Origin of the sequence: Streptomyces sp. NPDC058401 (genome assembly GCF_042722885.1) — a bacterium.
Taxonomy (GTDB): domain Bacteria; phylum Actinomycetota; class Actinomycetes; order Streptomycetales; family Streptomycetaceae; genus Streptomyces.
The window spans coordinates 1-23287 of record NZ_JBHXKA010000130.1 but is presented as its reverse complement, the minus strand read 5'-3'; the positions used below and the strand labels follow the sequence as shown (position 1 = coordinate 23287).

At 71.2% G+C, this 23287-nt stretch carries 24 protein-coding genes; 12 read left to right on the top strand and 12 right to left on the bottom strand.

The features are described from left to right. The 3 genes from ACFWNV_RS32675 to ACFWNV_RS32665 form a co-directional block, all read right to left on the bottom strand. Positions 1-677: NADH-quinone oxidoreductase subunit C (locus ACFWNV_RS32675; protein WP_383954066.1), on the bottom strand; the 677-nt coding region annotated here is incomplete at its 3' end. Next, positions 674-1327 carry an NADH-quinone oxidoreductase subunit B gene (locus ACFWNV_RS32670; protein ID WP_383954064.1) on the bottom strand — a complete coding sequence of 218 codons (654 nt, stop codon included), beginning with the start codon at positions 1325-1327 and terminating at the stop codon, positions 674-676. The genes ACFWNV_RS32670 and ACFWNV_RS32675, both read right to left, overlap by 4 nt. Next, positions 1318-1725, bottom strand: coding sequence for an NADH-quinone oxidoreductase subunit A (locus ACFWNV_RS32665; protein WP_250740903.1), 408 nt, complete (start codon positions 1723-1725; stop codon positions 1318-1320). Before ACFWNV_RS32665 ends, ACFWNV_RS32670 begins: the two co-directional genes overlap by 10 nt. Positions 1726-1881: 156 nt before the next feature. On the opposite strand from ACFWNV_RS32665, the gene ACFWNV_RS32660 reads away from it, so the two are divergent. From ACFWNV_RS32660 to rarD, 6 genes are all read left to right on the top strand, one after another. Continuing rightward, positions 1882-3075, top strand: a complete 1194-nt coding sequence (locus ACFWNV_RS32660; RefSeq protein ID WP_383954062.1) for a sensor histidine kinase — start codon at positions 1882-1884, stop codon at positions 3073-3075. A 985-nt stretch (positions 3076-4060) separates the two neighbouring features. Next, positions 4061-5374, top strand: a complete 1314-nt coding sequence (locus ACFWNV_RS32655; RefSeq protein WP_383954061.1) for a sensor histidine kinase — start codon at positions 4061-4063, stop codon at positions 5372-5374. 343 nt (positions 5375-5717) lie between these two features. Further along, entirely contained in the window at positions 5718-6377 is a 660-nt protein-coding gene (locus ACFWNV_RS32650; RefSeq protein ID WP_308313410.1) for a response regulator transcription factor, read from the top strand. Between the two features lie 144 nt (positions 6378-6521). After that, entirely contained in the window at positions 6522-8537 is a 2016-nt protein-coding gene (locus ACFWNV_RS32645) for a 2-oxoacid:acceptor oxidoreductase subunit alpha (protein WP_383954059.1), read from the top strand. Then, positions 8530-9597 (top strand): 2-oxoacid:ferredoxin oxidoreductase subunit beta, encoded by a 1068-nt coding sequence (locus ACFWNV_RS32640; protein ID WP_383954057.1) that lies wholly within the window; start codon positions 8530-8532, stop codon positions 9595-9597. Before ACFWNV_RS32645 ends, ACFWNV_RS32640 begins: the two co-directional genes overlap by 8 nt. 174 nt (positions 9598-9771) lie before the next feature. Further along, the gene (gene rarD, locus ACFWNV_RS32635; RefSeq protein ID WP_383954055.1) at positions 9772-10743 is read left to right on the top strand and encodes an EamA family transporter RarD; all 972 of its coding nucleotides are present in this window, start codon (positions 9772-9774) and stop codon (positions 10741-10743) included. 106 nt (positions 10744-10849) lie between these two features. Here rarD and ACFWNV_RS32630 read toward each other — a convergent pair whose 3' ends face one another. Further along, complete coding sequence (locus tag ACFWNV_RS32630) at positions 10850-11248, bottom strand: DUF6193 family natural product biosynthesis protein (protein ID WP_383954053.1); 399 nt, start codon at positions 11246-11248, stop codon at positions 10850-10852. Positions 11249-11440: 192 nt separating this feature from the next. On the opposite strand from ACFWNV_RS32630, the gene ACFWNV_RS32625 reads away from it, so the two are divergent. Beyond that, positions 11441-12757 carry a M28 family metallopeptidase gene (locus ACFWNV_RS32625; RefSeq protein ID WP_383954051.1) on the top strand — a complete coding sequence of 439 codons (1317 nt, stop codon included), beginning with the start codon at positions 11441-11443 and terminating at the stop codon, positions 12755-12757. A gap of 88 nt (positions 12758-12845) precedes the next feature. Here ACFWNV_RS32625 and ACFWNV_RS32620 read toward each other — a convergent pair whose 3' ends face one another. The 4 genes from ACFWNV_RS32620 to ACFWNV_RS32605 form a co-directional block, all read right to left on the bottom strand. Further along, on the bottom strand, positions 12846-13262 hold the full coding sequence (locus ACFWNV_RS32620; protein WP_383954049.1) for a hypothetical protein: 417 nt from the start codon (positions 13260-13262) through the stop codon (positions 12846-12848). Further along, a complete protein-coding gene (locus ACFWNV_RS32615; RefSeq protein ID WP_239516343.1) occupies positions 13259-13462 on the bottom strand; it encodes a ribbon-helix-helix domain-containing protein in 204 nt (67 codons plus the stop codon). The genes ACFWNV_RS32620 and ACFWNV_RS32615 overlap by 4 nt, the downstream gene beginning before the upstream one ends. A 121-nt stretch (positions 13463-13583) precedes the next feature. Beyond that, positions 13584-14822 carry an outer membrane lipoprotein carrier protein LolA gene (locus tag ACFWNV_RS32610; RefSeq protein WP_383954047.1) on the bottom strand — a complete coding sequence of 413 codons (1239 nt, stop codon included), beginning with the start codon at positions 14820-14822 and terminating at the stop codon, positions 13584-13586. A gap of 265 nt (positions 14823-15087) precedes the next feature. Further along, complete coding sequence (locus ACFWNV_RS32605; RefSeq protein WP_383954045.1) at positions 15088-16098, bottom strand: polyprenyl synthetase family protein; 1011 nt, start codon at positions 16096-16098, stop codon at positions 15088-15090. 201 nt (positions 16099-16299) lie between these two features. Between ACFWNV_RS32605 and ACFWNV_RS32600 the strand changes: the two genes are divergently transcribed. Together ACFWNV_RS32600 and ACFWNV_RS32595 are read left to right on the top strand one after the other, a co-directional pair. After that, a complete protein-coding gene (locus ACFWNV_RS32600; protein ID WP_383954043.1) occupies positions 16300-17817 on the top strand; it encodes a peptide MFS transporter in 1518 nt (505 codons plus the stop codon). An 81-nt stretch (positions 17818-17898) separates the two neighbouring features. Further along, on the top strand, positions 17899-19908 hold the full coding sequence (locus ACFWNV_RS32595; protein ID WP_383954041.1) for a CocE/NonD family hydrolase: 2010 nt from the start codon (positions 17899-17901) through the stop codon (positions 19906-19908). 43 nt (positions 19909-19951) lie between these two features. Here ACFWNV_RS32595 and ACFWNV_RS32590 read toward each other — a convergent pair whose 3' ends face one another. Then, on the bottom strand, positions 19952-20146 hold the full coding sequence (locus tag ACFWNV_RS32590; RefSeq protein WP_383954039.1) for a DUF397 domain-containing protein: 195 nt from the start codon (positions 20144-20146) through the stop codon (positions 19952-19954). After that, on the bottom strand, positions 20143-20970 hold the full coding sequence (locus ACFWNV_RS32585; protein WP_383954037.1) for a helix-turn-helix domain-containing protein: 828 nt from the start codon (positions 20968-20970) through the stop codon (positions 20143-20145). The genes ACFWNV_RS32590 and ACFWNV_RS32585 overlap by 4 nt, the downstream gene beginning before the upstream one ends. A 106-nt stretch (positions 20971-21076) precedes the next feature. On the opposite strand from ACFWNV_RS32585, the gene ACFWNV_RS32580 reads away from it, so the two are divergent. The 3 genes from ACFWNV_RS32580 to ACFWNV_RS32570 are packed head-to-tail and all read left to right on the top strand — an operon-like array spanning position 21077 to position 21854. Next, positions 21077-21310: a hypothetical protein gene (locus ACFWNV_RS32580; protein ID WP_383954035.1), complete on the top strand. Its 234-nt coding sequence runs from the start codon at positions 21077-21079 to the stop codon at positions 21308-21310. After that, entirely contained in the window at positions 21307-21540 is a 234-nt protein-coding gene (locus tag ACFWNV_RS32575) for a hypothetical protein (protein WP_383954033.1), read from the top strand. Before ACFWNV_RS32580 ends, ACFWNV_RS32575 begins: the two co-directional genes overlap by 4 nt. Beyond that, the gene (locus tag ACFWNV_RS32570) at positions 21537-21854 is read left to right on the top strand and encodes a hypothetical protein (protein ID WP_383954031.1); all 318 of its coding nucleotides are present in this window, start codon (positions 21537-21539) and stop codon (positions 21852-21854) included. Before ACFWNV_RS32575 ends, ACFWNV_RS32570 begins: the two co-directional genes overlap by 4 nt. Here the strand turns inward: ACFWNV_RS32570 and ACFWNV_RS32565 are convergent. Together ACFWNV_RS32565 and ACFWNV_RS32560 are read right to left on the bottom strand one after the other, a co-directional pair. Further along, positions 21841-22302: a ricin-type beta-trefoil lectin domain protein gene (locus ACFWNV_RS32565; protein ID WP_383954029.1), complete on the bottom strand. Its 462-nt coding sequence runs from the start codon at positions 22300-22302 to the stop codon at positions 21841-21843. The two genes, ACFWNV_RS32570 and ACFWNV_RS32565, sit on opposite strands and share 14 nt — an antisense overlap. An 80-nt stretch (positions 22303-22382) precedes the next feature. Then, entirely contained in the window at positions 22383-22835 is a 453-nt protein-coding gene (locus ACFWNV_RS32560) for a hypothetical protein (RefSeq protein WP_383954027.1), read from the bottom strand. Positions 22836-23287: the final 452 nt, after the last annotated feature.

Below are 23287 nucleotides of genomic sequence, written 5' to 3'. Positions count from 1 at the left end.
GGCGTGCCGGCCGCCGCGCGCGGGGTGCGGGCCGGGCGGGCGCCCGCGGCGCCGGCCGCGGCGCGGGGGGTGCGGGCGGGGCGGGTGGGGGCCGGGGGGAGCTGGCCCTTCATCGGGCCCCAGTCGTTGGGGTCGGGTACGCCCGGCGGGAGCATCTGGCGGCGCTTCGGGGCGTCCGGGTCGTGTGCCTCGCCCGGCTCCTTCGCGCCGGGCCAGGCCTTGGCGACGCGCGCCGCGAGGACGAAGTCCTTGCGCAGCGGGTGGCCCTCGAAGTTCTCGGGGAGGAGCAGCGGCACCAGGTTGGGGTGGTCCGTGAAGACGACCCCGAACATCTCGAAGGTCTCGCGCTCGTGCCATTCGGCGCCGGCGTAGACGGCGACGGCGGAGGGCAGGGAGGGCGCCGAGTGCGGGACGGTGGTGCGCAGCAGGAGGCGGCGTACGCGGTGGTTCTCCAGGGAGACCACGTGCGCGCAGATGCGGAAGCCGGTGCCCGGCTCGTCCACCGCGCTCAGCCAGTCGAAGTAGGTGCAGCCCAGCTTGTCGCGGGCGATCTCCAGCGCGGGGATCCAGCTCGCGGTGGGGACGTCGACGGTGAGGACGGAGTACGCGAAGGAGCCGACGGCTTCCTCGCCGAAGACCGTTCCCGCCGCGTCGGGGAGGGAGTCGTAGAGGTTCACGCGTCCGTCCCGGGAGCGGGGGTGGAGGAAGGAGCGGGGGTGGAGGAGGGAGCGGGGGGAGGAGAGACCAGGCCGCTCGTGAGCTGCGCCGGGGACGGCGCGGGCGTGTTCGCGTAGCGGTCCGCCAGCGATTCGCGGGCGATCTTCTCCTGGAGCTTGAGGATGCCCTGGAGGAGGGCCTCGGGGCGGGGCGGGCAGCCGGGGACGTAGACGTCGACCGGGATGATCTGGTCGACGCCCTTGGTCACCGAGTACGAGTCCCAGTACGGGCCGCCGCAGTTGGAGCAGGCGCCGAAGGAGATGACGTACTTGGGCTCGGGCATCTGCTCGTACAGCCGCTTGACGGCCGGGGCCATCTTGTCCGTCACCGTGCCGGAGACGATCATGAGGTCCGCCTGGCGCGGGCCGGGGGCGAAGGGGATGACGCCGAGCCGGATGAAGTCGTGGCGGGCCATCGAGGCCGCGATGAACTCGATCGCGCAGCAGGCGAGGCCGAAGTTGAAGACCCACAGGCTGTAGCGGCGGCCCCAGTTGAGGACCACCTTCATGGGCTCGGGCGCGAGGCGGGACAGCACGCCCAGCCGCTTCGGCTCCGGGAGCAGCTGCGGCTCCGACGGCACGGCCGGGGTACCGGCCGGGGTCACAGCCATTCGAGGACGCCCTTCTTGTACGCGTAGAGCAGGCCGACGGCCAGGAAGCCGAGGAAGATGAACATCTCCACCAGCGTCGTGGCGCCGTAACCGGCGGCGGCGAACACCGTCGCCCAGGGGAAGAGGAAGATCGAGTCGACGGCGAAGATGACGTAGAGGAACGCGTAGACGTAGTAGCGGACCTGGGTGTGCGCCCAGCCCTCGCCCACGGGGTCCACGCCGCACTCGTAGGTCAGCAGCTTCTCGCGGGTCGGGACGGACGGGCTCAGCAGTCGGTTGGCGCCGAACGCCACCGCCACGAAGAGCACACCGAGCGCGGCCAGGAGGCCGACGACCGAATACGTACGGAAGTAGTCCGCGGCGAGCACGGATACGGTCGATACCGTTGGTTCGGGCACGTCCGTTCCTCGTTCCTCGGCCACTGTCGACGATCAGGTTGATCTGGTACGGACGGGAGTCTAGGGCCTGGGCTCCACGGGGTGGGGTTATCCCCCGTTTACCTCGGCCCGGCTACCCCATGGCACGAGGTGCCCCGGGCTTGGCAGGGTGGGCGCATGACCGCGAGCAAGCACACCCCCGACGACGGCGCTCCTCCGCCCGTACGCGCACCCTTCGATGCCGTGACGTGGAAGGAAATCGCCTACCTGCTGAGCAATTTGCCCGCCGCCCTCATCGGGTTCGTCTACACGGTGGTGATGGTGTCGACCGCGGGCGGACTGTCCGTGACCGCGATCGGTCTGCCGCTGTTCGCATGCGGCCTGTTCGTGTCTCGCCAATTGGGACGGCTGGAACGGGCGCGGGCGCGCGACCTCTTGGGCGTACGGGTCGACGAGCCGACGCCGATGCCCGGGCCGGGCCGGTCGGGCGGGTTCTTCCCCTGGCTGTGGGCGAGCCTCAAGGACCCGGTGGCCTGGCGGACCGTGCTGTTCGAGCTGATCCGGCTGCCGTGGGCGGTGCTCACCTTCACCGTGGCGCTGACCGGGCTCTTCGTGCTGTGGCCGGTGCTGCCGTGGGTGGTCCGGGGGCTCGCGAACGTGGACCGGGCGATGGTACGGGGCCTGCTGTCCCCCTCCGACGAACTGGAGCGGCGCATCGCCGAGCTGGAATCCGACCGGGGTGTCGTGGTCGACACGGCGGCGGCGGACCTGCGGCGCATCGAACGCGACCTGCACGACGGGGCGCAGGCCCGGCTCGTGGCGCTGGCGATGGGGCTGGGCCTGGCGAAGGAGAAGCTGCTGGAGGACCCCGAGGGGGCGGCGGCGATGGTCGACGAGGCGCACGGAGAAGTGAAGATCGCCCTGCAGGAGCTGCGGGACCTGGCCCGCGGGATCCACCCGGCGGTACTGACCGACCGGGGGCTGGACGCGGCGCTGTCCTCGGTGGCGTCGCGGTGCCTGGTTCCCGTGAAGGTGGCGGTGGACCTGCCGGCGCGGCCGGCGGAGGCGATCGAGGGGATCGCATACTTCGTGGTCTCGGAGCTCCTGCAGAACGTGAGCAAGCACGCGGGGCCGGGCGCTCGGTGCGCGGAGGTCGAGGTGTGGCGCACGGGTGGCTCCGCCGACGGGCGGCTCCTGATCCGCGTGTCGGACGACGGGCGGGGCGGCGCGAATACCCTGGCCGGGTCGGGGCTGGCGGGGCTGGGCGAGCGGCTCGACGCGGTCGACGGCGTGCTGGTGGTGGAGTCGCCCGAGGGGGCGGGCACCGTGGTCACGGCGGAGCTGCCGTGGCGGGAGCGAACCCTCCGCTGAGCCCGGCCTGACCCTGCCGGCCGCGCCCGCGGTGCGGTGCCCGCCGTGAGCGGACGCCGCGCCGTTTCCGGGGGCCGGCCCCCGGATCCTGCGCCTCAAGCGCCGGCGGGGCTGGGTTTACCCGGCGGGGGCGGTGTTGCCCGGCGGGGCGGAGGTGCCCGGCGGGGCGAAGGTGCCCGACGGGGCCGGAGCTGCCCGGCGGGGCGAAGGTGCCCGACGGGGCGGAGGTGCCCGACGGGGCCGGACGGAGTGCCCGCCGGGAGCAGGTGCGGCGCCGTACCCGGGGACCAGCCCCCGGACCCCCGCGCCTCAAACGCCGGCGAGGCTGGAATTGGGGCGACGTCAGCAGACACGTGCGGGCACATCGGCGCGCTGGATTCACCCGGCGGGACCGGCATTGCCCGGCAGGGCCGGAGCTGCCCGGCAGGGCCGGAGCTGCCCGGCAGGGCGAAGGTGCCCGGCAGGGTCGGAGCTGCCCGACGGGGCCGGACGGAGTGCCCGCCGTGAGCGGGTGCGGCGCCGTACCCGGGGACCAGGCCCCGGACCCCCGCGCCTCAAACGCCGGCGAGGCTGGAATGGGGGCGGCGTCAGGGCGCATATGTGGGACTGCTCCGGCGGGGCTGGATTTGGTCGGCGCATGCGCATGTGTGCAGGACTTCTGGGGCTGGATGGGCCGGGCAGGGGCTGGATCGCCCTCCGGGCCGTCCAGCCCCGCCGGCGTTTGAGGCGCGGGTCTGGGCGGAGCCCAGGGAACGGGCGAAGGGCGGGTAGGGGATTCGGCTCGGCGTCCAGGCAACGGCTCCGATGGCCGGAGCCGCCGGCCCGAGCCCGACCCGCCCGACCCCGACCCCCGCCCCCGCGTCGCCCCCCGCGTCGGCCGGGGTGGGGTTAACCCCCCGGGGGAGAGGCCGACATGCCGGATGGTTTCGGGTGGGGGTGCGCGGGAGGGTTGGGGGACACAGTGGAGGAAGGGCGGGGCAGCGACATGGGTAGCAGGGGCAGCGGTATGGGCGGGGTGGTGCGGGCTCCTTTGCAGGGGCGGGCCTGGCGGGAGTTCGGGTACCTGGTGGTGGGGTTGCCGCTCAGCACGTTGTACTTCTCGCTCGCCATCGCCGGTGTCAGCCTCGGCGCCGGGCTGCTCGTCACCTTCCTCGGGGTTCCGGTGCTGGCGGGGGTGCTGGCCATGTGCCGCGGGTTCGGGCGCGTGGAGCGGGCCCGGGTGCGCGGCATGCTCGGTCAGGACATCGCCGAGCCGGCGCCGATCCGGGCGGCGAAGGGCGGGGCGATCTCCGGGATGGCGGCGCTGCTCAAGAGCGGGAGCGCCTGGCGGCACGTGCTGTACTCGGTGATCCACTTCCCGTGGGCGGTGTTCGCCTTCTGTGTGGCCCTGACGTTCTGGGCCTACGGGTGGGCCATGCTGCTGTACCCGCTCTGGTTCTGGGTGTTCCCGGCCTTCACCGATCAGCCGGGGCTGCAGCTCTTCCAGAACGGCGATTCCTACACCTTCTATCTGGACTCCCCGGTCGCGATCGCGGCGGCCTGCGGCACCGGGCTCGTGCTCACCCTCGCCACCCCCTGGGTGGTGCGGGCCCTGACCACCGTGGACCGGCTGCTCGTCTGCGGGCTGCTCGGGCCGTCGCGGCTGGCGCACCGGGTCAGTGAGCTGGAGTCCGACCGGGGTGTCGTGGTCGACACGGCGGCGGCGGACCTGCGGCGCATCGAGCGCGATCTGCACGACGGGGCGCAGGCCCGGCTGGTGGCGCTGGCGATGGACCTGGGCATGGCGAAGGACAAGCTGACGGAGGACCCGCGGGCCGCCGCCCGGATGGTGGACGAGGCGCACGGGGAAGTGAAGATCGCCCTGCAGGAGCTGCGGGACCTGGCCCGCGGGATCCACCCGGCGGTACTGACCGACCGGGGGCTGGACGCGGCGCTGTCCTCGGTGGCCTCCCGGTGCGCGGTGCCGGTACGGGTGGCGGTGGATCTGCCCGCGCGGCCGGCGGCGGCGATCGAGGGGATCGCGTACTTCACGGTGTCGGAGCTGCTGCAGAACGTGAGCAAGCACGCGAGGGCCCGTACGGCCGGGGTCGACGTGTGGAAGTCCGGGGACCGGCTGTTGATCCAGGTCTCCGACGACGGGGTGGGCGGGGCGGACGCGGACGGAGCCGGCGCTCCGGCCGGTTCGGGGCTGGCGGGGCTGGCCGAGCGGCTCGATGCCGTGGACGGGCTGCTGGTCGTGGACTCCCCCGCGGGTGGCGGCACGACCGTCACGGCGGAACTCCCCTGGCGCGCCATGTGAGGAAGCGGACGTCGAGCAGGCCGCATATCCGCCACCGGTGACCGGCCGACCGACCGACCGACCGCACGGATGCCCCGCAAGGGGTGTCCGTGCGGTGGCATGTCCGCACGTCGCCGGCCTCCCGCGGCGGGTGCCGTTCGCCCCCTCGCGCCGGGGGCCAAAGCCCTGACTTTGGGGAGCGGGCGCGCGGAAAGTGCCGCCGGGGCTGGAAACAGCCGTTCCTGGGGTGCGCGTTGATCGCGCTCCGGCTACATCCGGGCTCAAGACTGGGATGCTTGGCTGAGTCAGGGACAACGGGGCTTGAGTGAGTGGACGCGGGAGCGGCAAAGTCGTGGAAGACAGGGTGCGGGTGGTCATCGCCGAGGATTCAGTGCTGCTGCGTGAGGGCCTGACCCGGTTGCTGACCGACCGGGGGCATGACGTCGTCGCAGGCGTCGGGGACGCGGAAGCCCTGATCAAGACGGTGGCGGAGCTGGCGGCGGAGAACGCGCTGCCGGACGTGGTGGTGGCCGATGTGCGGATGCCGCCGACGCACACGGACGAGGGCGTGCGGGCCGCGGTGCGGCTGCGGCGCGATCACCCCGGCATAGGTGTGCTCGTGCTGTCCCAGTACGTGGAGGAGCAGTACGCCACCGAGCTGCTGGCCGGCTCCAGTACCGGGGTGGGGTACCTGCTGAAGGACCGGGTGGCCGATGTGCGCGAGTTCCTCGACGCCGTCGTCCGCGTGGCCCGGGGCGGTACCGCCCTGGACCCGGAGGTCGTGGCGCAGCTGCTCGGCCGCAGCCGCAAGCAGGACGTGCTGGCGGGGCTGACCCCGCGCGAGCGCGAGGTGCTGGGGCTGATGGCCGAGGGGCGGACCAATTCCGCGGTGGCCAAGCAGCTGGTGGTGAGCGACGGCGCGGTGGAGAAGCACGTCAGCAACATCTTCATGAAGCTGGGCCTGTCGCCCAGTGACGGGGATCACCGGCGCGTGCTGGCCGTTCTCACCTACCTAAGATCTTGATCAACTGACACTCTGTCAGGTAAGGCCGGATTCGGACAGACCGCCGAAGGGGCGGTCCAGAAACTGAGCACCCCGGGGAAGCGATCCCTACGGTCGTAGGGTTGACCTTGGGCAGTGCTCACGCCTCGAAGGAGGTCCAGTTCAGTGACCAGCCAGGTCAGTAGCCCAGCCGAACAGTCCGACGGGGCCGAAGGCGCAGTCGTCGGCGAGCAGCGGACGTCCCCGGGCCCGAACGGCGAACCCGCAGGTCATCCGGGCCTCAATGGAGACGCCGGAGCCCATGGCGGAGAGCCCGGGGACCCCGTGACGAAGGAAGTGCGCCGACTCGATCGGGTGATCATCCGCTTCGCGGGTGACTCCGGTGACGGCATGCAGCTCACCGGTGACCGTTTCACCTCGGAGACCGCCTCCTTCGGCAACGACCTCTCGACGCTGCCCAACTTCCCGGCCGAGATCAGGGCGCCCGCCGGCACCCTCCCCGGCGTCTCGTCCTTCCAGCTGCACTTCGCCGACCACGACATCCTGACGCCGGGCGACGCCCCGAACGTCCTGGTGGCGATGAACCCGGCGGCGCTGAAGGCGAACATCGCGGACGTGCCCCGCGGCGCGGAGATCATCGTCAACACCGACGAGTTCACCAAGCGCCCGATGGCCAAGGTCGGCTACGACACCTCCCCGCTGGAAGACGGCTCGCTGGAGGCCTACAACGTCCACCCGGTGCCGCTGACCACCCTCACGGTCGAGGCGCTGAAGGACTTCGGGCTCTCCCGCAAGGAGGCCGAGCGCAGCAAGAACATGTTCGCGCTCGGGCTGCTGTCCTGGATGTACCACCGGCCCACCGAGGGCACCGAGAAGTTCCTGCGGCAGAAGTTCGCGAAGAAGCCGCAGATCGCGGAGGCGAACGTCGCCGCCTTCCGGGCCGGCTGGAACTTCGGCGAGACCACCGAGGACTTCGCCGTCTCCTACGAGGTGGCCCCGGCCACCCGCGCCTTCCCGACCGGCACCTACCGCAACATCTCCGGGAACCTGGCCCTGTCCTACGGGCTGATCGCAGCCGGGCAGCAGGCGGATCTGCCGCTCTACCTGGGCTCGTACCCGATCACCCCGGCCTCGGACATCCTGCACGAGCTGAGCAAGCACAAGAACTTCGGCGTGCGCACCTTCCAGGCCGAGGACGAGATCGCCGGCATCGGTGCGGCCCTGGGCGCGGCCTTCGGCGGCGCGCTCGCCGTGACCACCACCTCGGGCCCGGGCGTGGCCCTGAAGTCCGAGACCATCGGCCTCGCGGTCTCCCTGGAGCTGCCGCTGCTGATCGTGGACATCCAGCGCGGCGGCCCGTCGACCGGTCTGCCGACCAAGACGGAGCAGGCCGACCTGCTCCAGGCCATGTACGGGCGCAACGGCGAGGCCCCGGTGCCGATCGTGGCCCCGCGCACGCCGGCGGACTGCTTCGACGCAGCGCTGGACGCGGCCCGGATCGCGCTGACCTACCGGACCCCGGTGTTCCTGCTCTCCGACGGGTACCTCGCCAACGGCTCCGAGCCCTGGCGGATCCCGGACGTGGCGGACCTGCCGGACCTCAAGGTGCAGTTCGCGGCCGGTCCCAACCACGAGCTGGCGGACGGCACCGAGGTCTTCTGGCCGTACAAGCGCGATCCGCAGACCCTGGCCCGCCCGTGGGCGGTCCCGGGCACGCCGGGGCTGGAGCACCGGATCGGCGGCATCGAGAAGCAGAACGGCACGGGCAACATCTCGTACGACCCGGCGAACCACGAGTTCATGGTCCGCACCCGCCAGGCCAAGATCGACGGCATCCTGGTCCCCGACCTGGAGGTCGACGACCCGGACGGCGCGCGGACCCTGGTGATCGGCTGGGGCTCCACGTACGGGCCGATCACGGCCGCCGTACGCCGCCTGCGGCTCGCCGGGCTCCCCATCGCGCAGGCCCACCTGCGCCACCTCAACCCCTTCCCGAGGAATCTGGGCGAGGTCCTGAAGCGTTACGACAAGGTAGTGGTGCCGGAGATGAACCTCGGGCAGCTCGCGACCCTCATCAGGGCGAAGTACCTGGTCGACGCGGCGTCGTACAACCAGGTGAACGGCATGCCGTTCAAGGCCGAGCAGCTCGCCAACCATCTCAAGGAGGCCATCAATGACTGAGGTGACCGACAGCCCCACCCTGCTCTCGCTGGTGCCCAAGGCGGCCGCCAAGCAGTCGATGAAGGACTTCAAGTCGGACCAGGAGGTCCGCTGGTGCCCCGGCTGCGGCGACTACGCGGTGCTCGCCGCCGTCCAGGGCTTCATGCCGGAGCTGGGGCTGGCGAAGGAGAACATCGTCTTCGTCTCGGGCATCGGCTGCTCCTCGCGGTTCCCGTACTACATGGACACGTACGGGATGCACTCCATCCACGGCCGCGCCCCGGCGATCGCCACCGGGCTCGCCACCTCGCGCCGCGACCTGTCGGTCTGGGTGGTCACCGGTGACGGGGACGCGCTCTCCATCGGCGGAAACCACCTGATCCACGCCCTGCGGCGGAACGTCAACCTCAAGATCCTGCTGTTCAACAACCGGATCTACGGGCTGACCAAGGGGCAGTACTCCCCCACCTCCGAGGTCGGCAAGATCACCAAGTCGACCCCGATGGGCTCGCTCGACGCGCCCTTCAACCCGGTGTCGCTGGCGATCGGCGCGGAGGCCTCCTTCGTGGCCCGTACGGTCGACTCCGACCGCAAGCACCTCACCGAGGTGCTGCGCGCGGCCGCCGCCCACGAGGGCACGGCGCTGGTGGAGATCTACCAGAACTGCAACATCTTCAACGACGGCGCCTTCGAGGTCCTCAAGGACCACGAGCAGGCCCAGGAGGCGGTGATCCGCCTCGAACAGGGGCAGCCGATCCGCTTCGGCGTCGACAACGCCAAGGGCGTCGTGCGCAACGCGGCCACCGGCGACCTGGAGGTCGTGACCGTGACCCCCGAGAACGAGTCCCGGATCCTGGTCCACGACGCCTCCTCGGCCTCCCCGACCAACGCGTTCGCGCTGTCCCGGCTGGCCGACCCGGACACGCTGCACCAGACGCCCATCGGGGTGTTCCGCAACGTGCGCCGGCCCGTCTACGACACGCTCATGGCCGAGCAGCTGGAGACGGCCGTGGACCGCAGCGGCAAGGGCGACCTGGGCGCGCTGCTGAGCGGGAACGACACCTGGACCGTCGTCGGCTGAGCCGCACCCCGCACGCCGCCGAAGCCCGGACCTCCCTGGAGGGTCCGGGCTTCGGCGTGTCCCGGCCGCCGGCCGGCCACCCAAGTGTCATGAGCATCTCGCCTGAGACTAATGACTTTCGGCGCGGGCGGCGCTACCGTCGTCAGGTTGGCTTGAAGTAGCTCTGGAGGTCCCGTGAAGGCAGAGAACGACCAGCGCACGGGGTTGCTCTACGGATTCGCCTCGTACGGGATGTGGGGGATCGTTCCCCTCTTCTGGCCGCTCCTCCAGCCCGCCGGAGCGATCGAGATCCTCGCCCACCGCATGGTGTGGTCCCTGGCCGTGGTCGCCGTGGCCCTGCTGGCCCTGCGGCGCTGGGCCTGGGTGGCGGAGCTGGTGCGCCAGCCGCGCAAGCTCGCCCTCACCGCGCTGGCCGCCGCCCTGGTCACCGTGAACTGGGGCGTCTACATCTGGTCCGTCAACAACGGCGCGGTCGTCGAGGCGAGCCTCGGCTACTTCATCAACCCCCTCGTCACCATCGCGCTCGGCGTCCTGGTCCTCGGCGAGCGCCTGCGCCGCACGCAGTGGGCCGCGGTCGGGATCGCCGTCGCCGCCGTGCTGGTCCTCGCCGTCGGGTACGGGCGGCCGCCGTGGATCTCGCTGATCCTGGCCTTCTCCTTCGCCCTGTACGGGCTGATCAAGAAGCAGCTCGGCATGGGCGGCCTGGAATCGCTGACCGCCGAGACCGTGATCATGTTCCTGCCCGCCCTCGGCTACCTGCTGTGGCTCGGCGCGCGGGGCGAGTCCACCTTCACCGCGCAGGGTCCGGGCCACGCCGCCCTGCTGGCCTCGGCCGGGCTGGTCACCGCGATCCCGCTGATCTGCTTCGGCGCCGCCGCGATCCGGGTCCCGCTGTCCACCCTCGGGCTGCTCCAGTACATGGCCCCGATCTTCCAGTTCGGCCTCGGCGTCCTCTACTTCCACGAGGCCATGCCGCCCGCGCGCTGGGCCGGCTTCTCCCTGGTCTGGGTCGCCCTCTCGATCCTCACCTGGGACGCCCTGCGCACCGCCCACCGCGCCCGCGCCCTGCGCCTCGACACCCTGGCGGGGCCCCTGCCGGCGCCGCTGCCCTCGGCCCTCCCGACGCCGGCGCGCGAGACCGCGTAGCAGCGGCGCCGGGGCCTCGGACACCGACGGGCGCGTCTTCGGACGCGCCCGTCCGCATGTCCGCCCCGGAGCCCCCGGAGCTCCCGGATCCCTCGGAGCCCCCGGCCTACGCCTCCATCGGCAGCCCCGTGGCGGCGAGCCGCAGGCGCGGCGGTACGTGCGCCACCACCAGGGCCACCGCCTCCCCGGCCGTGGCGACCTCGCCGATCTGCCCCGAGGGGTCGCGCCGCATGACGCGGAAGCGCCCGTCGGGCAGCGGGATCACGAAGGGGACCGCCACCTCGTAGGGGAAGCGGGTCGTGCTGCTGAAGTGCACGTGGCCATGGCTCGTGTACGGGTACAGCTGGCGCAGGAGCGGGTCCGCGTGGGCCGTCTCCAGCACCGCGAGGGTGCCGAGGCACGGGACCGTGGGTCCGCGGCGCTCCAGGCTGTCCGCCCATACCCGCCGCCGGTCGATCCACTGGGCCTCGACGACCGCCGCACGGGTCTCTTCGTTCACGTTCATCCCCCCAGTGTGCTCCCGCCACGGCCTCAGGGGCGGCTCCGTCCGCTTTCCGAACGGGTGTGACCGGATTGAGGTCTTGACGGACCATCACACTCTCACTGACCATCAGGCTCGCACTGACGCACGTTGCTCACTTGTTCTACCCCGCACGTTTCCGCACACATCCCCAGTACGGAATCCCGGAGCCCCCACATGAGCCTGTCCGTCTCCCGGCGTCTGGCCGCCGTGACCGCCCTCGCGGTCGCCGGCCTCCTCTCCGCCACCGCCCCCGCCGCGCTCGCCACGCCGACCTCGGTCGCCGCAGCGCCCACACCGCCCGACATTCCCATCGCCAACGTCAAGGCGCACCTGACGCAGCTGCAGTCGATAGCCACGGCCAACGGCGGCAACCGCGCCCACGGCAAGGCCGGCTACAAGGCCTCGATCGACTACGTGAAGGCCAAGCTGGACGCGGCCGGTTTCACGACCAGCTTGCAGACCTTCACCTCCAGCGGTGCCACCGGCTACAACCTGATCGCCGACTGGCCGGGCGGCGACCCCAACTCGGTCCTGATGTCCGGCTCGCACCTCGACTCGGTCAACGCGGGCCCCGGCATCAACGACAACGGGTCCGGCTCGGCCGGCATCCTGGAAGTGGCGCTCGCCGTCTCCCGCGCGCAGCTCCAGCCCACGAAGCACCTGCGCTTCGGCTGGTGGGGCGCGGAGGAGCTGGGCATGATCGGCTCGAAGTACTACGTCAACAACCTGCCGGCCGCGGAGAAGTCGAAGATCTCCGGCTACCTGAACTTCGACATGATCGGCTCGCCGAACCCGGGCTACTTCGTCTACGACGACGACCCGACCATCGAGCAGACCTTCAAGAACTACTACGCGGGCATCGGCGTCTCCACGGAGATCGAGACCGAGGGCGACGGCCGCTCCGACCACGCCCCGTTCAAGAGCGCCGGCATCCCGGTCGGCGGCCTGTTCTCCGGCGCCGACTACACCAAGACGGCGGCCCAGGCCACGAAGTGGGGCGGCACCTCCGGTCAGGCCTTCGACCGCTGCTACCACGCCTCCTGCGACACCACGGCGAACATCAACGACACCGCCCTGGACCGCAACTCCGACGCCATCGCCTACGCGATCTGGAACCTCGGGGCGTCCACCCCGGTCCCGCCGGGCAAGTCCTTCGAGAACACCGCGGACGTCACGATCCCGGACTCCCCCGCCGCCGCGGTGAACTCGCCGATCACGGTCTCGGGCGTCACGGGCAACGCGCCGGCCACCACCAAGGTCGACGTGAACATCGTCCACACCTACAGCGGTGACCTGGTGGTCGACCTGGTCGCCCCCGACGGCACCGTGTACAACCTGCACAACCGCACCGGCGGCAGCGCGGACAACATCGTCAAGTCCGTGACGGTCAACGCCTCCTCCGAGGTCGCCAACGGCGTCTGGAACCTCCGGGTCAAGGACGCGGCCGCGCAGGACGTGGGCTACATCAACAGCTGGAAGATCACCTTCTGATCCGGCAGGCCCCAGGGGGCTCCGGCGCGATCCCGACCGGATCGCGTCGGAGCCCCCGGCCGTTCTACGAGCCCTGCGCCCGGCCGTTCTACGACTCCTGCGCCCGGCCCCGCAGCGAGGCCGACAGCGGCTCCTGGATCCGGGCCCGCAGCTCCTCCGCGACCGCCGCGACATCGGCGTGCCCCAGCTTCGCGGCCTCCACCAGGTCGCCCAGCTCCTCGGGCGACGGCAGCTGCTTGGCCCCGGCGACCCGCAGGTACGAGCGGGTGGCGGCGGCGGCGTAGAACTCGTTCATCGGGGATTCCAGCGCCGGGCACACGGCGAGGGTGTGCAGAAACGCCGCGGCCCGCCACGCGGTGTCCGGGGCGGGCTGTTCGGGGACCAGGACGAGGTCGTTCTGGTGCCGGGCCACGGCGGCGGCCACTCCGGAGGGATCCCACACGGCGGGATCGGACGGGAGATGGTGGGCCAGGGCTGTCCAGGCCCACTCCATGGTGATCTTCAATGCCCGAACCGCTCCTGGAAGTAGCCCCAGTGGTCGGCGAACTCCTCTATCCCGGACAGGAAGTTCTTCCGGTCCTCGTCGAGCTCGCGTTCCGTGACTTCGGTGATCAGCGCGGTGACCGTCGTGCCCAGGGCCGCCGCTCGCGCCTTCAGGCGTTCGTGGAACTCTTCTTCCAGGCGGATGGTGACGTGTCTCGACATGCGTTTCACGGTACAGCGGGGCCGCTGTACACAGGGCCGGAACGGCACAAGGGTGGGCAGGGACACAGTCCCTGCCCACCCTCGGTCAGCCGCCCCGGCCAGGTGCCGGCTTGGGCTTCGGTTACTTGTTGGCGTCGGCCGCCTTGACCAGCTCGGCCTTGGTGACCGCGCCGACGTAGACCTTGCCGTCGTCCGTGATCAGCGCGTTGACCACGCGGGTCTTCAGGACGCGGCCCTCGCCGAACTTCCCGGAGACCTTCTCCCCGAGGGAGTCGAGGAACTGCGCGGCCCCCTTGGGCGCGTTCTTGTCCTTGGCCGCGTCGTCCATGCCCTTGAGGGTGCCGGTCGCGCCGGTCTCGATGCGGGCGATCGAGGTCCAGCCCTCGCCGAGGACCTTCGGCTCGCCCTTGGCGCCGTCGGCGCCGCCGGTCAGACCGCCCAGACCCGGGATGGACTCCAGCGCGCCCAGACCCTTGTCCTTGCCGTCCTTGGAGTCCTTGCCGTCCTTGCCGTGCTCGCCGGCCGCGCCCTCGGTCACCTTGGCGTCCTTGGGCGGGGTGAAGGCGAAGGTGTCGGCGGCGGGCTTGGAGAAGTCCACCTTGGTGAAGCCCGCGTCCACGATCGGCTTGCCGCCGTCGGTGGAGAGGACCTGCACGCGCAGCGGCACGCCGTTCTTCCCGTCGACCGCGATCTTCACCGAGGCGACCGTCGAACCGTTCCCCTTCGGCTTCAGGACCAGCTGGTAGGCGTCGCGCCCGGCCACCTGGGCCGTGTCGCCGACGCTGATGTCGGTGGTCGTCCCGGCGGCCTTCAGGACCTCCTGGGCGATCTCCTGCGGGGAAGCGCCGAGCTCGCCGGCCTTGCGGTCGGAGCCCTTGTCGCCCTTGCCCCCGTCGGTGGGGGCCTTCTCGTGGAAGACCTCCTTCGACTTGGAGTCGTATCCCCAGACGTCGTCGCCGTTGTGGACGAGGCTGTACTCGTCCTTGCCGTCGACGAAGGTGAGCTTCTGGCGGTCCGGGCCGTCCGCGGCCACGCGGAAGGTGTGGGTGCCGCTCGCCAGCTGGGCGAGCTTGTCCTGCGGGTCCGCGGAGCCGCCGGTCACGCCGCCACCGCCGCCCAGCAGGCCGGCCGGAAGGCTCGGCAGTCCCAGGTCCGTGCTGATCTTGGCGCTGCCGGACAGCTGCTGCACGTCCGAGGCCGCGATCTTCTCGATGAGCTGCTGTGCCGTCACCTTCGGAAGGTCCGGTCCCCCGGCGTTCGCGAAGGCCGGAACCATCGCGATCGTGCCGGCGACCACACCGAACACCGCGACCGGTACGGCGTACCGAGCGGCCTTGCGGGTCTTTGCGTTCGTTGCCATGTCTGTCTGCCCTACCTCTGTGTGTACGGCGGCGACCTACCCGTCCAACGTGTACACGTCCACCCCTCGCCGCCACTCTCACCCGATCTGGTGGGGATGTGCCTCTATCTGACCAAAGAAGTGGGGGTCGGGGCGTCAGCCCCCGGAGCCAACTGTGCGTACGCCCCAGGGATGACATGACGAGGGCCCGGCCTCCCCTACCCGTAGGGGTTGCCGGGCCCTCGCCCCTGCCTTCGGTCCTGCCTTCGGTCGTGTCTTCGGCCCGTCAGCCCGCGCGGTGCACCACGGCGTCGCACAGCTCCACCAGCGCCGACTTCGCGAAGCACTCGGGCAGCGGGGCCAGCGTGGCCCGCGCCTCCTCGGCGTACCGCACGGTGTCCCTGCGGGCCTGCTCCAGGGCCGGGTGGACCCGCAGCCGGGCGAGCACCTCGGCGTGCCGGGCGTCGTCCGTCAGGTCCCCGTCCAGGAGCCGTACGAGCTCCAGGTCCTCGGGGTCGCCGCCCTGGGCGGCCATCTCGCGCAGCCGCAGGACCGGCAGCGTCGGGATGCCCTCGCGCAGGTCGGTGCCGGGGGTCTTGCCGGACTCGTGCGTGTCGGAGGCGATGTCGAGGACGTCGTCGGCGAGCTGGAAGGCGGTGCCGAGCCGCTCGCCGTACTGGGTCAGGATGTCGACGACCGACTCGTCGGCGCCGGACATCATGGCGCCGAAGCGGCCGGAGACCGCGATCAGCGAGCCGGTCTTGCCGGCGATGACGTCGAGGTAGTGCTCGACGGGGTCGCGGCCGTCGCGCGGGCCGGCCGTCTCCAGGATCTGGCCCGTCACCAGCCGCTCGAACGCCTCGGCCTGGACCCGTACGGCCTCGGGGCCGAGGTCCGCCAGGATGTGCGAGGCGCGGGCGAACAGGAAGTCACCCGTCAGGACGGCCACGGAGTTGCCCCAGCGGACGTTGGAGCTCTCCACGCCGCGGCGCACGTCCGCCTCGTCCATGACGTCGTCGTGGTAGAGCGTTGCCAGGTGGGTGAGCTCCACGACCACGGCGGAGGGGACGATCCCGGGTGCGTAGGGATCGCCGAACCGGGACGCGAGCATCACCAGCAGCGGCCGGAAGCGCTTGCCGCCGGCGCGGACCAGGTGCTGTGCGGCCTCGGTGATGAAGGGGACTTCGCTCTTGGTGGCTTCCAGCAGACCCGCCTCGACGGCGGCCAGTCCGGCCTGGACATCGGTCTCAAGAGCCTGGTCCCGCACGCTCAGTCCGAACGGCCCGACGACGGTCACGAGGGGTACTCCTGTCTGCTGACGATCACCTTGACGATCACACGGATTGTCGATGTGTCGCTGCCATCACTCAAGCCAGCGTATCCGGTCTGTTTTCGATCACCCAGGGCACCCGTCCGGCCACGGGCACCCTACCGGCCGGGCGGCGCCCCATGCGCCCCGGTATGTTCTAGAGCAGCCGAAACAACCGGAGAATGCGTTTTGTCCAGAACTGCTGCCGATATAGACGACTCGTCCGACCCGGAGGCCGACCAGCCGCCGCCCGGGGACGACCACGCCTTCCTCGGACACCCGAGGGGCCTTGCCACGCTCTCCGGGCTGGAGGTCTGGGAGCGCTTCTCGTTCCTGGGCATGCAGGCCATCCTCGTCCTCTACTTCGCGGACTCGGTCGCCAACGGCGGCCTGGGGATGAACCCGGGCACCGCGGCCTCCGTCTCTGCGGCCTACGGGACCATGGTCTACCTCGTCTCCGTCGCCGGCGGGTGGCTCGCCGACCGGATCCTCGGTTCGTACCGCGCCGTGCTCTGGGGCGGCATCCTGATCGCCTGCGGCCACTACGCCATGGCCGTGCCGACCGCCGCCATGACCTGGGTGGGCCTCGGCCTGATCAGCGCCGGCACCGGCCTGCTGAAGCCGAACGTGGCCAGCATGGTCGGCAAGCTCTACAAGACGGACGACGACCGGCGCGACGCCGGCTTCGCCCTCTACTACATGGGCATCAACATCGGCGCCTTCGCCGGCCCCCTGATCACCTCCTGGCTCGGCGAGCACGAGGGCTGGCACTGGGGCTTCTCGGCCGCCGCCATCGGCATGACCGCGGGCCTGATCCAGTACGTGCTCGGCCGCCGCCACCTGGCGGGGCGCAAGCACTCCGCCGAGTTCGCGCTCGCGCCCGACGCGATGCGCGCGGCCGTGATCAAGATCATTGGCGGCATCGTGGTCTTCGCCGCCCTCGCCACCCTTCTGGCGGTACTGGGCTGGCTGACGATGGACCGGTTCGTCGACCTGCTCACCCTGGTCTCGGTGATCGCGCCGATCGTCTACTTCGCGATCATGTTCCGCAGCGACCGGGTGACGCCCGCCGAACGGGGACGCCTGCGCCCGTACGTCGTCCTCTTCCTCGCCTCGGTGGCCTTCAACTTCATCCTCTTCCAGGCGTACTCGACGATGATGCTGCTCGCCTCGACGAACGCCCGCACCGAGATCCTCGGCTTCACCTTCCCGGCCGGCTGGTACGCCTCCGCGCTCGGCGCCTTCGAGGTGCTGCTGGCCCCGGTCGTCGCCGCGCTGTGGGTCCGGATGGGCCGCCGGCAGCCGCACGCCTCCAACAAGATCGCCATCGGCGTGATCCTGGGCGGCCTGTCCTTCCTCCTGATGGTCATCCCGACCTCGGGGCACACGGACGACACGTACAAGATGGCCGCCTGGTGGATCATCGGCTCCTACCTGCTGCTCGGACTCGGCGACATCCTGCTCGAAACCTCCGGCATGTCGGCCACCACGAAGCTCGCCCCGAAGGCCTTCGCCAGCCAGACCATGGCCCTGTGGTTCCTGTCCCTGGCGCTGGCCAACGGCATCCAGGCGCAGGTGGTCAAGCTCTACGACCAGGTCTCCCACCCCGCCTACTTCGGCGTCAACGGCGCCATCGCGGTGGCCGTGGGGCTCGCGGTGATCGCGGCCGCCCCGTGGCTCAAGCGCACGATGCACCCCGTCCACTGACCCCGGCCGCCCACTGACCCCGGCTGTCACTGACGCCCCTTGTTCACTGACCGCCCCCAGGCGATTGGCGAGAGAGCCTCGATGATCATCCGAACCGATTTCCCCTACGGGACCACCCACGAGGACGTCCGGATCCCCCTCCGGGACGGCACCCACCTCTACGCCCGCATCTGGCGCCCGGTCACCGACGAGCCGGTCCCCGCCCTCCTGGAGTACCTCCCGTACCGCCTCACCGACTGGACCGCCCCGCGCGACTGGCAGCGCCACCCCTGGTACGCGGGCCACGGCTACGCCTCCGTACGGGTCGACGTGCGCGGCCACGGCAACAGCGGCGGCGACCCGGGCGACGAGTACGACGCCCAGGAACTCGCCGACGGGGTCGCGGTCGTCGAATGGCTCGCGGCCCAGCCCTGGTGCACGGGCTCGGTCGGCATGTTCGGCATCTCCTGGGGCGGCTTCAACAGCCTCCAGATCGCCGCGCTCGCCCCCGAGCCCCTCAAGGCCGTCGTCACGGTCTGCTCCACGGACGACCGCTTCGACAACGACGTGCACTACATGGGCGGCTCCCTCCTCGCCGTGGACATGCACGCGTGGGCGGCGACCATGCTCGCCTTCGCCTCCCGCCCCCCGGACCCGCTCTACGCGGGCGAGGGCTGGCGCGACCAGTGGCTCTCCCGCCTGGGCGCGGTCGAACCCCTCCTCCACACCTGGCTCTCCCACCAGACCCGCGACGCGTACTGGCGCCACGGCTCCGTCTGCGAGGACTACTCCGCGATCGGCGCGGCCGTCCTGGCCGTCGGCGGCTGGCACGACCCCTACCGCGACACCGTGCTCCGCCTGGTCTCGGCCCTGCCCGCCGACCGGGTCCGCGGCCTGATCGGCCCCTGGTCGCACCAGTACCCCGACCGGGGACTGCCGCCGGGCCCCGCGATCGGCTTCCTCCAGGAGACCCTGCGCTGGTGGGACCACTGGCTCAAGGGCAAGGACACCGGGGTCATGTCCGAACCCCTCCTCCGCTCCTGGATCTCCGAGTCCCACCCGCCCGCGACCACCTACCCGACCCTGCCGGGCCGCTGGGTCGGCGACCCGTCCTGGCCCTCACCGAACGTCGACCCCGTCACCTACGCCTTCCAGGGCGCCCCGGTGGTCGTCGCCTCCCCCCAGCACACCGGCCTCGACGCGGGCCGCTTCTTCCCCTTCGGCAACGACGCCGACCTCCCTCCCGACCAGCGCGAGGAGGACGCGAAGTCGGCCTGCTTCGAATTCCCCGTCGGCGACGCCTCCGCCCCGGTCGAAATCCTGGGCCGCCCGGTGGTCCGCCTGCGCCTGCGCATGGACGTCCCGTACGGCCAGGTAGTGGCCCGCCTCTGCGACGTGGCCCCCGACGGCTCCTCCACCCTGGTCACCCGCGGCGCGCTCAACCTCTCGTCCCGACAGGGCCGGGACAAGGCGGTCCCGTGGCCGGTGGGCTCGTACGAGGACGTGGCCTTCGAGCTGAACGGCATCGGCCACTCCTTCCCGCCCGGCCACCGCATCCGCGTCGCCCTCTCCTCCGCCTACTGGCCATGGATCTGGCCGAGGGCCGGCTCGGAGGCGGGCTGGACCCTGGACCCGGCTGGCAGCGCGGTGGAACTCCCCATCCGCGACCCGTCCGCCGACGGCACCGACCCGATCCTCTTCGAAGCCCCGGAACAATCGGAGCCGCTGGGCGTCTCGTACCCGGAGACCCTGGACGCCCCCCGCCCGGAACGCCTGGTCGTACGCGACGTCGCCCGCGGCCTCTGGCGCCTGGAGGTAGACCCCCGCTACGGCGGCACCCGGGTCTACCCCGACGGCCTCGAATTCAGCGAAGACGCCCTGGAGATCTACGAAATCCAGGAGTCGGACCCCCTCTCCGCCCGCACCCACTCCACCTGGACGGTTCGCCTGCACCGCCCGGAACTGGGCTGGGACGTCTCGGTGGCAACCCGCTCGGAAATCACCTGCGACGAGGGCGGCTTCCTGACCTCGAACGAGGTCGTCTGCCGGGAGGGCGACGAGGTCCTCTTCCACCGCACGTGGGAACGCCGCCTGCCGCGGTCGGCGGTGTAGCCGGGCCGGGCCCCGAGTTCACCACCCGGGGCCCGGCGGGCTGTCAGACGGCCTTGACGCCGTCGAGGAAGGCCGCGAAGGCGGCGGCGGAGACGTCGAGCACGGGGCTCGCCGAGAGCTTCGAGTCACGGACCGGCACGACACCGTGCGAGGCGGCGAGGTTGATGGCGACCTCGACGCACGCGCCACCGTTCTCGCTATAGGAGGACGTGAACCAGCGGGGGGTTTCGGTCGTCACGAGGTGCCCTTTCGTAGCTGATGGATCAAGGCCACCGATTCGGCTTGCGACGTGGCCTCGGCCTGAAGCTGATGGTAGGCGGTCAGCAAGGGCACAACAGAGGAGCTGTCCCTTTCGAGTTGACCCCGCTGGGCGGACTCCGCATAGGAAACCAGGGAGCGGTTCTGCATGGTCAGGATGTAGAGCGGCAAGCTGAGTGGACGCCGGTCCCCCATATCGAACCGAGCGATCTGGAGCACCGTGTTCGGTAGCGCCGCGAAGTCGATCAGCTTGGCCAACTGGGCATCCATGATGGCCGGGTCACCCACGGGCCGAAGCAGGCAGCTCTCGTCCAGCACCACGAAGACCAGCGGCGAGGGCGTCCGGAGAAGCGCCGCCTGCCTGCCCGCTACGAGCGCGATCCGCTCCTCCGCCTGCTCAGCGGTGCTCGCGCCGCGCTCGACAGCCCGTTCATTGAGGGCTGTCGCGTACTGGGGCGTCTGAAGGATGCCCGGCATGACGCCGACTTCGTAGAGCCGGATCTCCGCTGCCCGCGCCTCGTGCGAAACGTACTCCGGGAATCCCTCCAGGAGCGCCGTACTGCGCACGGCCCGGCTCTGGCGTTCAAGCCGGTCCCCGGTCCCGAACACCCTGTCACCACTTGCCGCAAAGTGTGGAGTTGGGGAACGCCGACCAGTTTCCACCGCGGAAATATGCGACCCGGAGCACCCCATCCGCTCCGCGAGCTCGTCCTGCGTCCAACCACGTTCATCGCGCAGCGCCCGCAGACGCTGACCAAACGCCGCTCTCGGGGATTTTTCGGGGTCCAGCTCTTTCCGGTTCAACGAAGATCACCCAACTCCCCCGACAGATTGCGCAAGTTGAAGACCATCCGACTCTAAGTCACGCTGAACTCGCTTGGTAGTGGAACAGCTACGGAGAGGCACCGACATGCACGAAGCGGACTACCCTCCCGCCCCCGGAACCCTCGTGGTGGACACGAGCCGCGGCGACCGGGTCGGGGAGTTCCGGGGGCTCGCCGGCCCCTACTGGGCGCTGCGGCCCGTGCGCGGCGGGCCGGAGTGGGAGGCGGAGCCTCGGAACGTCCGGCCCGCCGACCCGATGGAACGGCTCCGCGCGGAGACGGCGCGGCGCAACGCGCGCAGCGCGGAGGGCTTGTTGTGAGCGGCGACCCCCTCGCGGAACTGCGACGGATCGAGTCGGACCCCGCCTACCGGGCCCGGTTCCGTACCCTGCTCGACGCAGCCCTGGCACGGCGGGCCGCCGTACGGGCCCTGCACGCCCTACTGGAATCCCGTACGGCCGAGGAGGCCGCGGCCGTGGCCGTAACGCTGGGGGCGGCCGCTTGGACCTGCTGCCTGGCGCTCGCCGCGGCCCGCGGCGGCATCACATGACCGGCACGTGCGACGCCTCCGGCGCACTGTCCGCCACACACCTGGACGCGCTGGCGGAACGCCCCCGCATCCTCCGGCAGATACTGGACGCCGGACCGGAACTGCGGTGCTCCCTGCGGCAGCACACCAGGCCGCACATGGACGTACTCCACGAGGGCCCGGCCCCGGGACACGCGCTATGGGCCCGCTGGCCCGGGGACGCGGTCCTCTCCCTCCCCGACTGCCCGGCGGTCGCCGGCGGCGAGGGCTGTGGCCAGTACCTCTCCCACCCGGGCGGTCACACCTGGCAGGCAAGCGCGATCACAGGCCGTTGATGACGTCCCACCGCTGCGAGGCACCCCCGGTGCACGTCGCGGCGTTGACGCGGTCGTTCGCCGTCCGCGCGAGACAGGTGTGGCTCACCTTGTTCTTGATCAGCGCACCCGCGGTCGACGTGTCGTCGATGGCCCACAGCGCCGCCTGGTCGGCGGCGGAACAGGCCTTCATGGTCGGCTGGCCGTTGCGCAGCGTGAGACACAGCTTGGTCGCCCGCTGCCGCATGGCGGTGTACGCGATCTCGTTGTCCCAGTACCAGACCTGGTAGGCCTCGTAGTTGCACGTCGTGACGTACGGCCCGAAGTCGGCCCGGAAGTCCAGACACTTCTGGGGCACGGACCGGTCCTGGAAGGCGGAGCTCGACGGCGACGCACTCGCCGGTGCGCTGCTCAGGCCCACCGCGACGACCACGCCCACTCCGACAGCGGCCAGTTTCCTCACTAACACGACAACCTCCTCCGCCTCGGCGCGCGTCGCCGAGCGCACATCGAGTGTGGGCACGGCGGAGCCGGGAGCGGAAGTACGCCTCAGTCCGGATCCCCACCCCGTACGTAGGCGTGCCGCAGCCCGGAGGTCCGGTCGCCCCCGTCGACGACCCTGAAGTCGAAGGAACACGCATCGCCCGGCGCCGAACCCCTCGCCTTGACGAACACCATCCGCGGATCGTCGGAGTCACCGAACGCCCACGTCCCCTTCGCCACCCGGCCGTCGGCCCACATCAGCGCGGCGCAGTCCATGATCTGCGCCTCCTTCGAAAGCTCCACCGACCCGTCCCGCCGTATGACCAGGCGGGCACCACTACCGTCCTCGGCGGTCCACGTCCCTTCTACGTCGGCCACGTCGAGGGCGATCTCCCCCTTGGAGTCGAGAGCCGTGAGCCCGTACACGGCGGCCCCCAGCACGGCGAGGACCGCCACCAGCACGAGCCCTGCCACCTGGAGGAACAGCCGCATCGGCTCACTCAAGGGCGTGCGCGTCATGTCGTCCCTGGGCATCCTCGTCCGTCCGTCGGCCGGCCGACCTGCGAAGGCGATCACCCGGATGTGGAGCCCATGCTGGGCCGCGATCCGCACCGGGTCCAGCGCCAGGCCGCTGCCGCTACCCCACTGCGCGGCGCGGAGTCCCCCACAGCACCCTTCGCCGCTGCCGCCGGGCGGCATCCCCGCAGCACCCCTTGCCGCTGCGCGGGGCAAGTTCCCCGCAGCACCCCTCGCCGCTGCGCGGGGCGGAGTTCCCCGCGGCACCCGTTGCCGCTGCGCGGGGCAAGTTCCCCTACCCGCCCTTCGCCCGTTCCCAGGGCTCTGCCCTGACCCGGTCCTCAAACGCCGGACGGGCTGCAAGCGGGGTACCGGGCTGCGCCCGGACCCCCTGGGGCTCCGCCCCAGACCCCGGTCCTCAAACGCCGGACGGCTGAAAAGACAAACCCCGGCCG

Bases quoted from the DNA above. Each gene is read 5' to 3' on its own strand.
- ACFWNV_RS32670 (WP_383954064.1), bottom strand. From the start codon at position 1,327: ATGGCTGTGACCCCGGCCGGTACCCCGGCCGTGCCGTCGGAGCCGCAG.
- ACFWNV_RS32660 (WP_383954062.1), top strand. From the start codon at position 1,882: ATGACCGCGAGCAAGCACACCCCCGACGACGGCGCTCCTCCGCCCGTA.
- ACFWNV_RS32655 (WP_383954061.1), top strand. From the start codon at position 4,061: ATGGGTAGCAGGGGCAGCGGTATGGGCGGGGTGGTGCGGGCTCCTTTG.
- ACFWNV_RS32640 (WP_383954057.1), top strand. From the start codon at position 8,530: ATGACTGAGGTGACCGACAGCCCCACCCTGCTCTCGCTGGTGCCCAAG.
- ACFWNV_RS32630 (WP_383954053.1), bottom strand. From the start codon at position 11,248: ATGAACGTGAACGAAGAGACCCGTGCGGCGGTCGTCGAGGCCCAGTGG.
- ACFWNV_RS32625 (WP_383954051.1), top strand. From the start codon at position 11,441: ATGAGCCTGTCCGTCTCCCGGCGTCTGGCCGCCGTGACCGCCCTCGCG.
- ACFWNV_RS32615 (WP_239516343.1), bottom strand. From the start codon at position 13,462: ATGTCGAGACACGTCACCATCCGCCTGGAAGAAGAGTTCCACGAACGC.
- ACFWNV_RS32610 (WP_383954047.1), bottom strand. From the start codon at position 14,822: ATGGCAACGAACGCAAAGACCCGCAAGGCCGCTCGGTACGCCGTACCG.
- ACFWNV_RS32595 (WP_383954041.1), top strand. From the start codon at position 17,899: ATGATCATCCGAACCGATTTCCCCTACGGGACCACCCACGAGGACGTC.
- ACFWNV_RS32580 (WP_383954035.1), top strand. From the start codon at position 21,077: ATGCACGAAGCGGACTACCCTCCCGCCCCCGGAACCCTCGTGGTGGAC.
- ACFWNV_RS32570 (WP_383954031.1), top strand. From the start codon at position 21,537: ATGACCGGCACGTGCGACGCCTCCGGCGCACTGTCCGCCACACACCTG.
- ACFWNV_RS32560 (WP_383954027.1), bottom strand. From the start codon at position 22,835: ATGACGCGCACGCCCTTGAGTGAGCCGATGCGGCTGTTCCTCCAGGTG.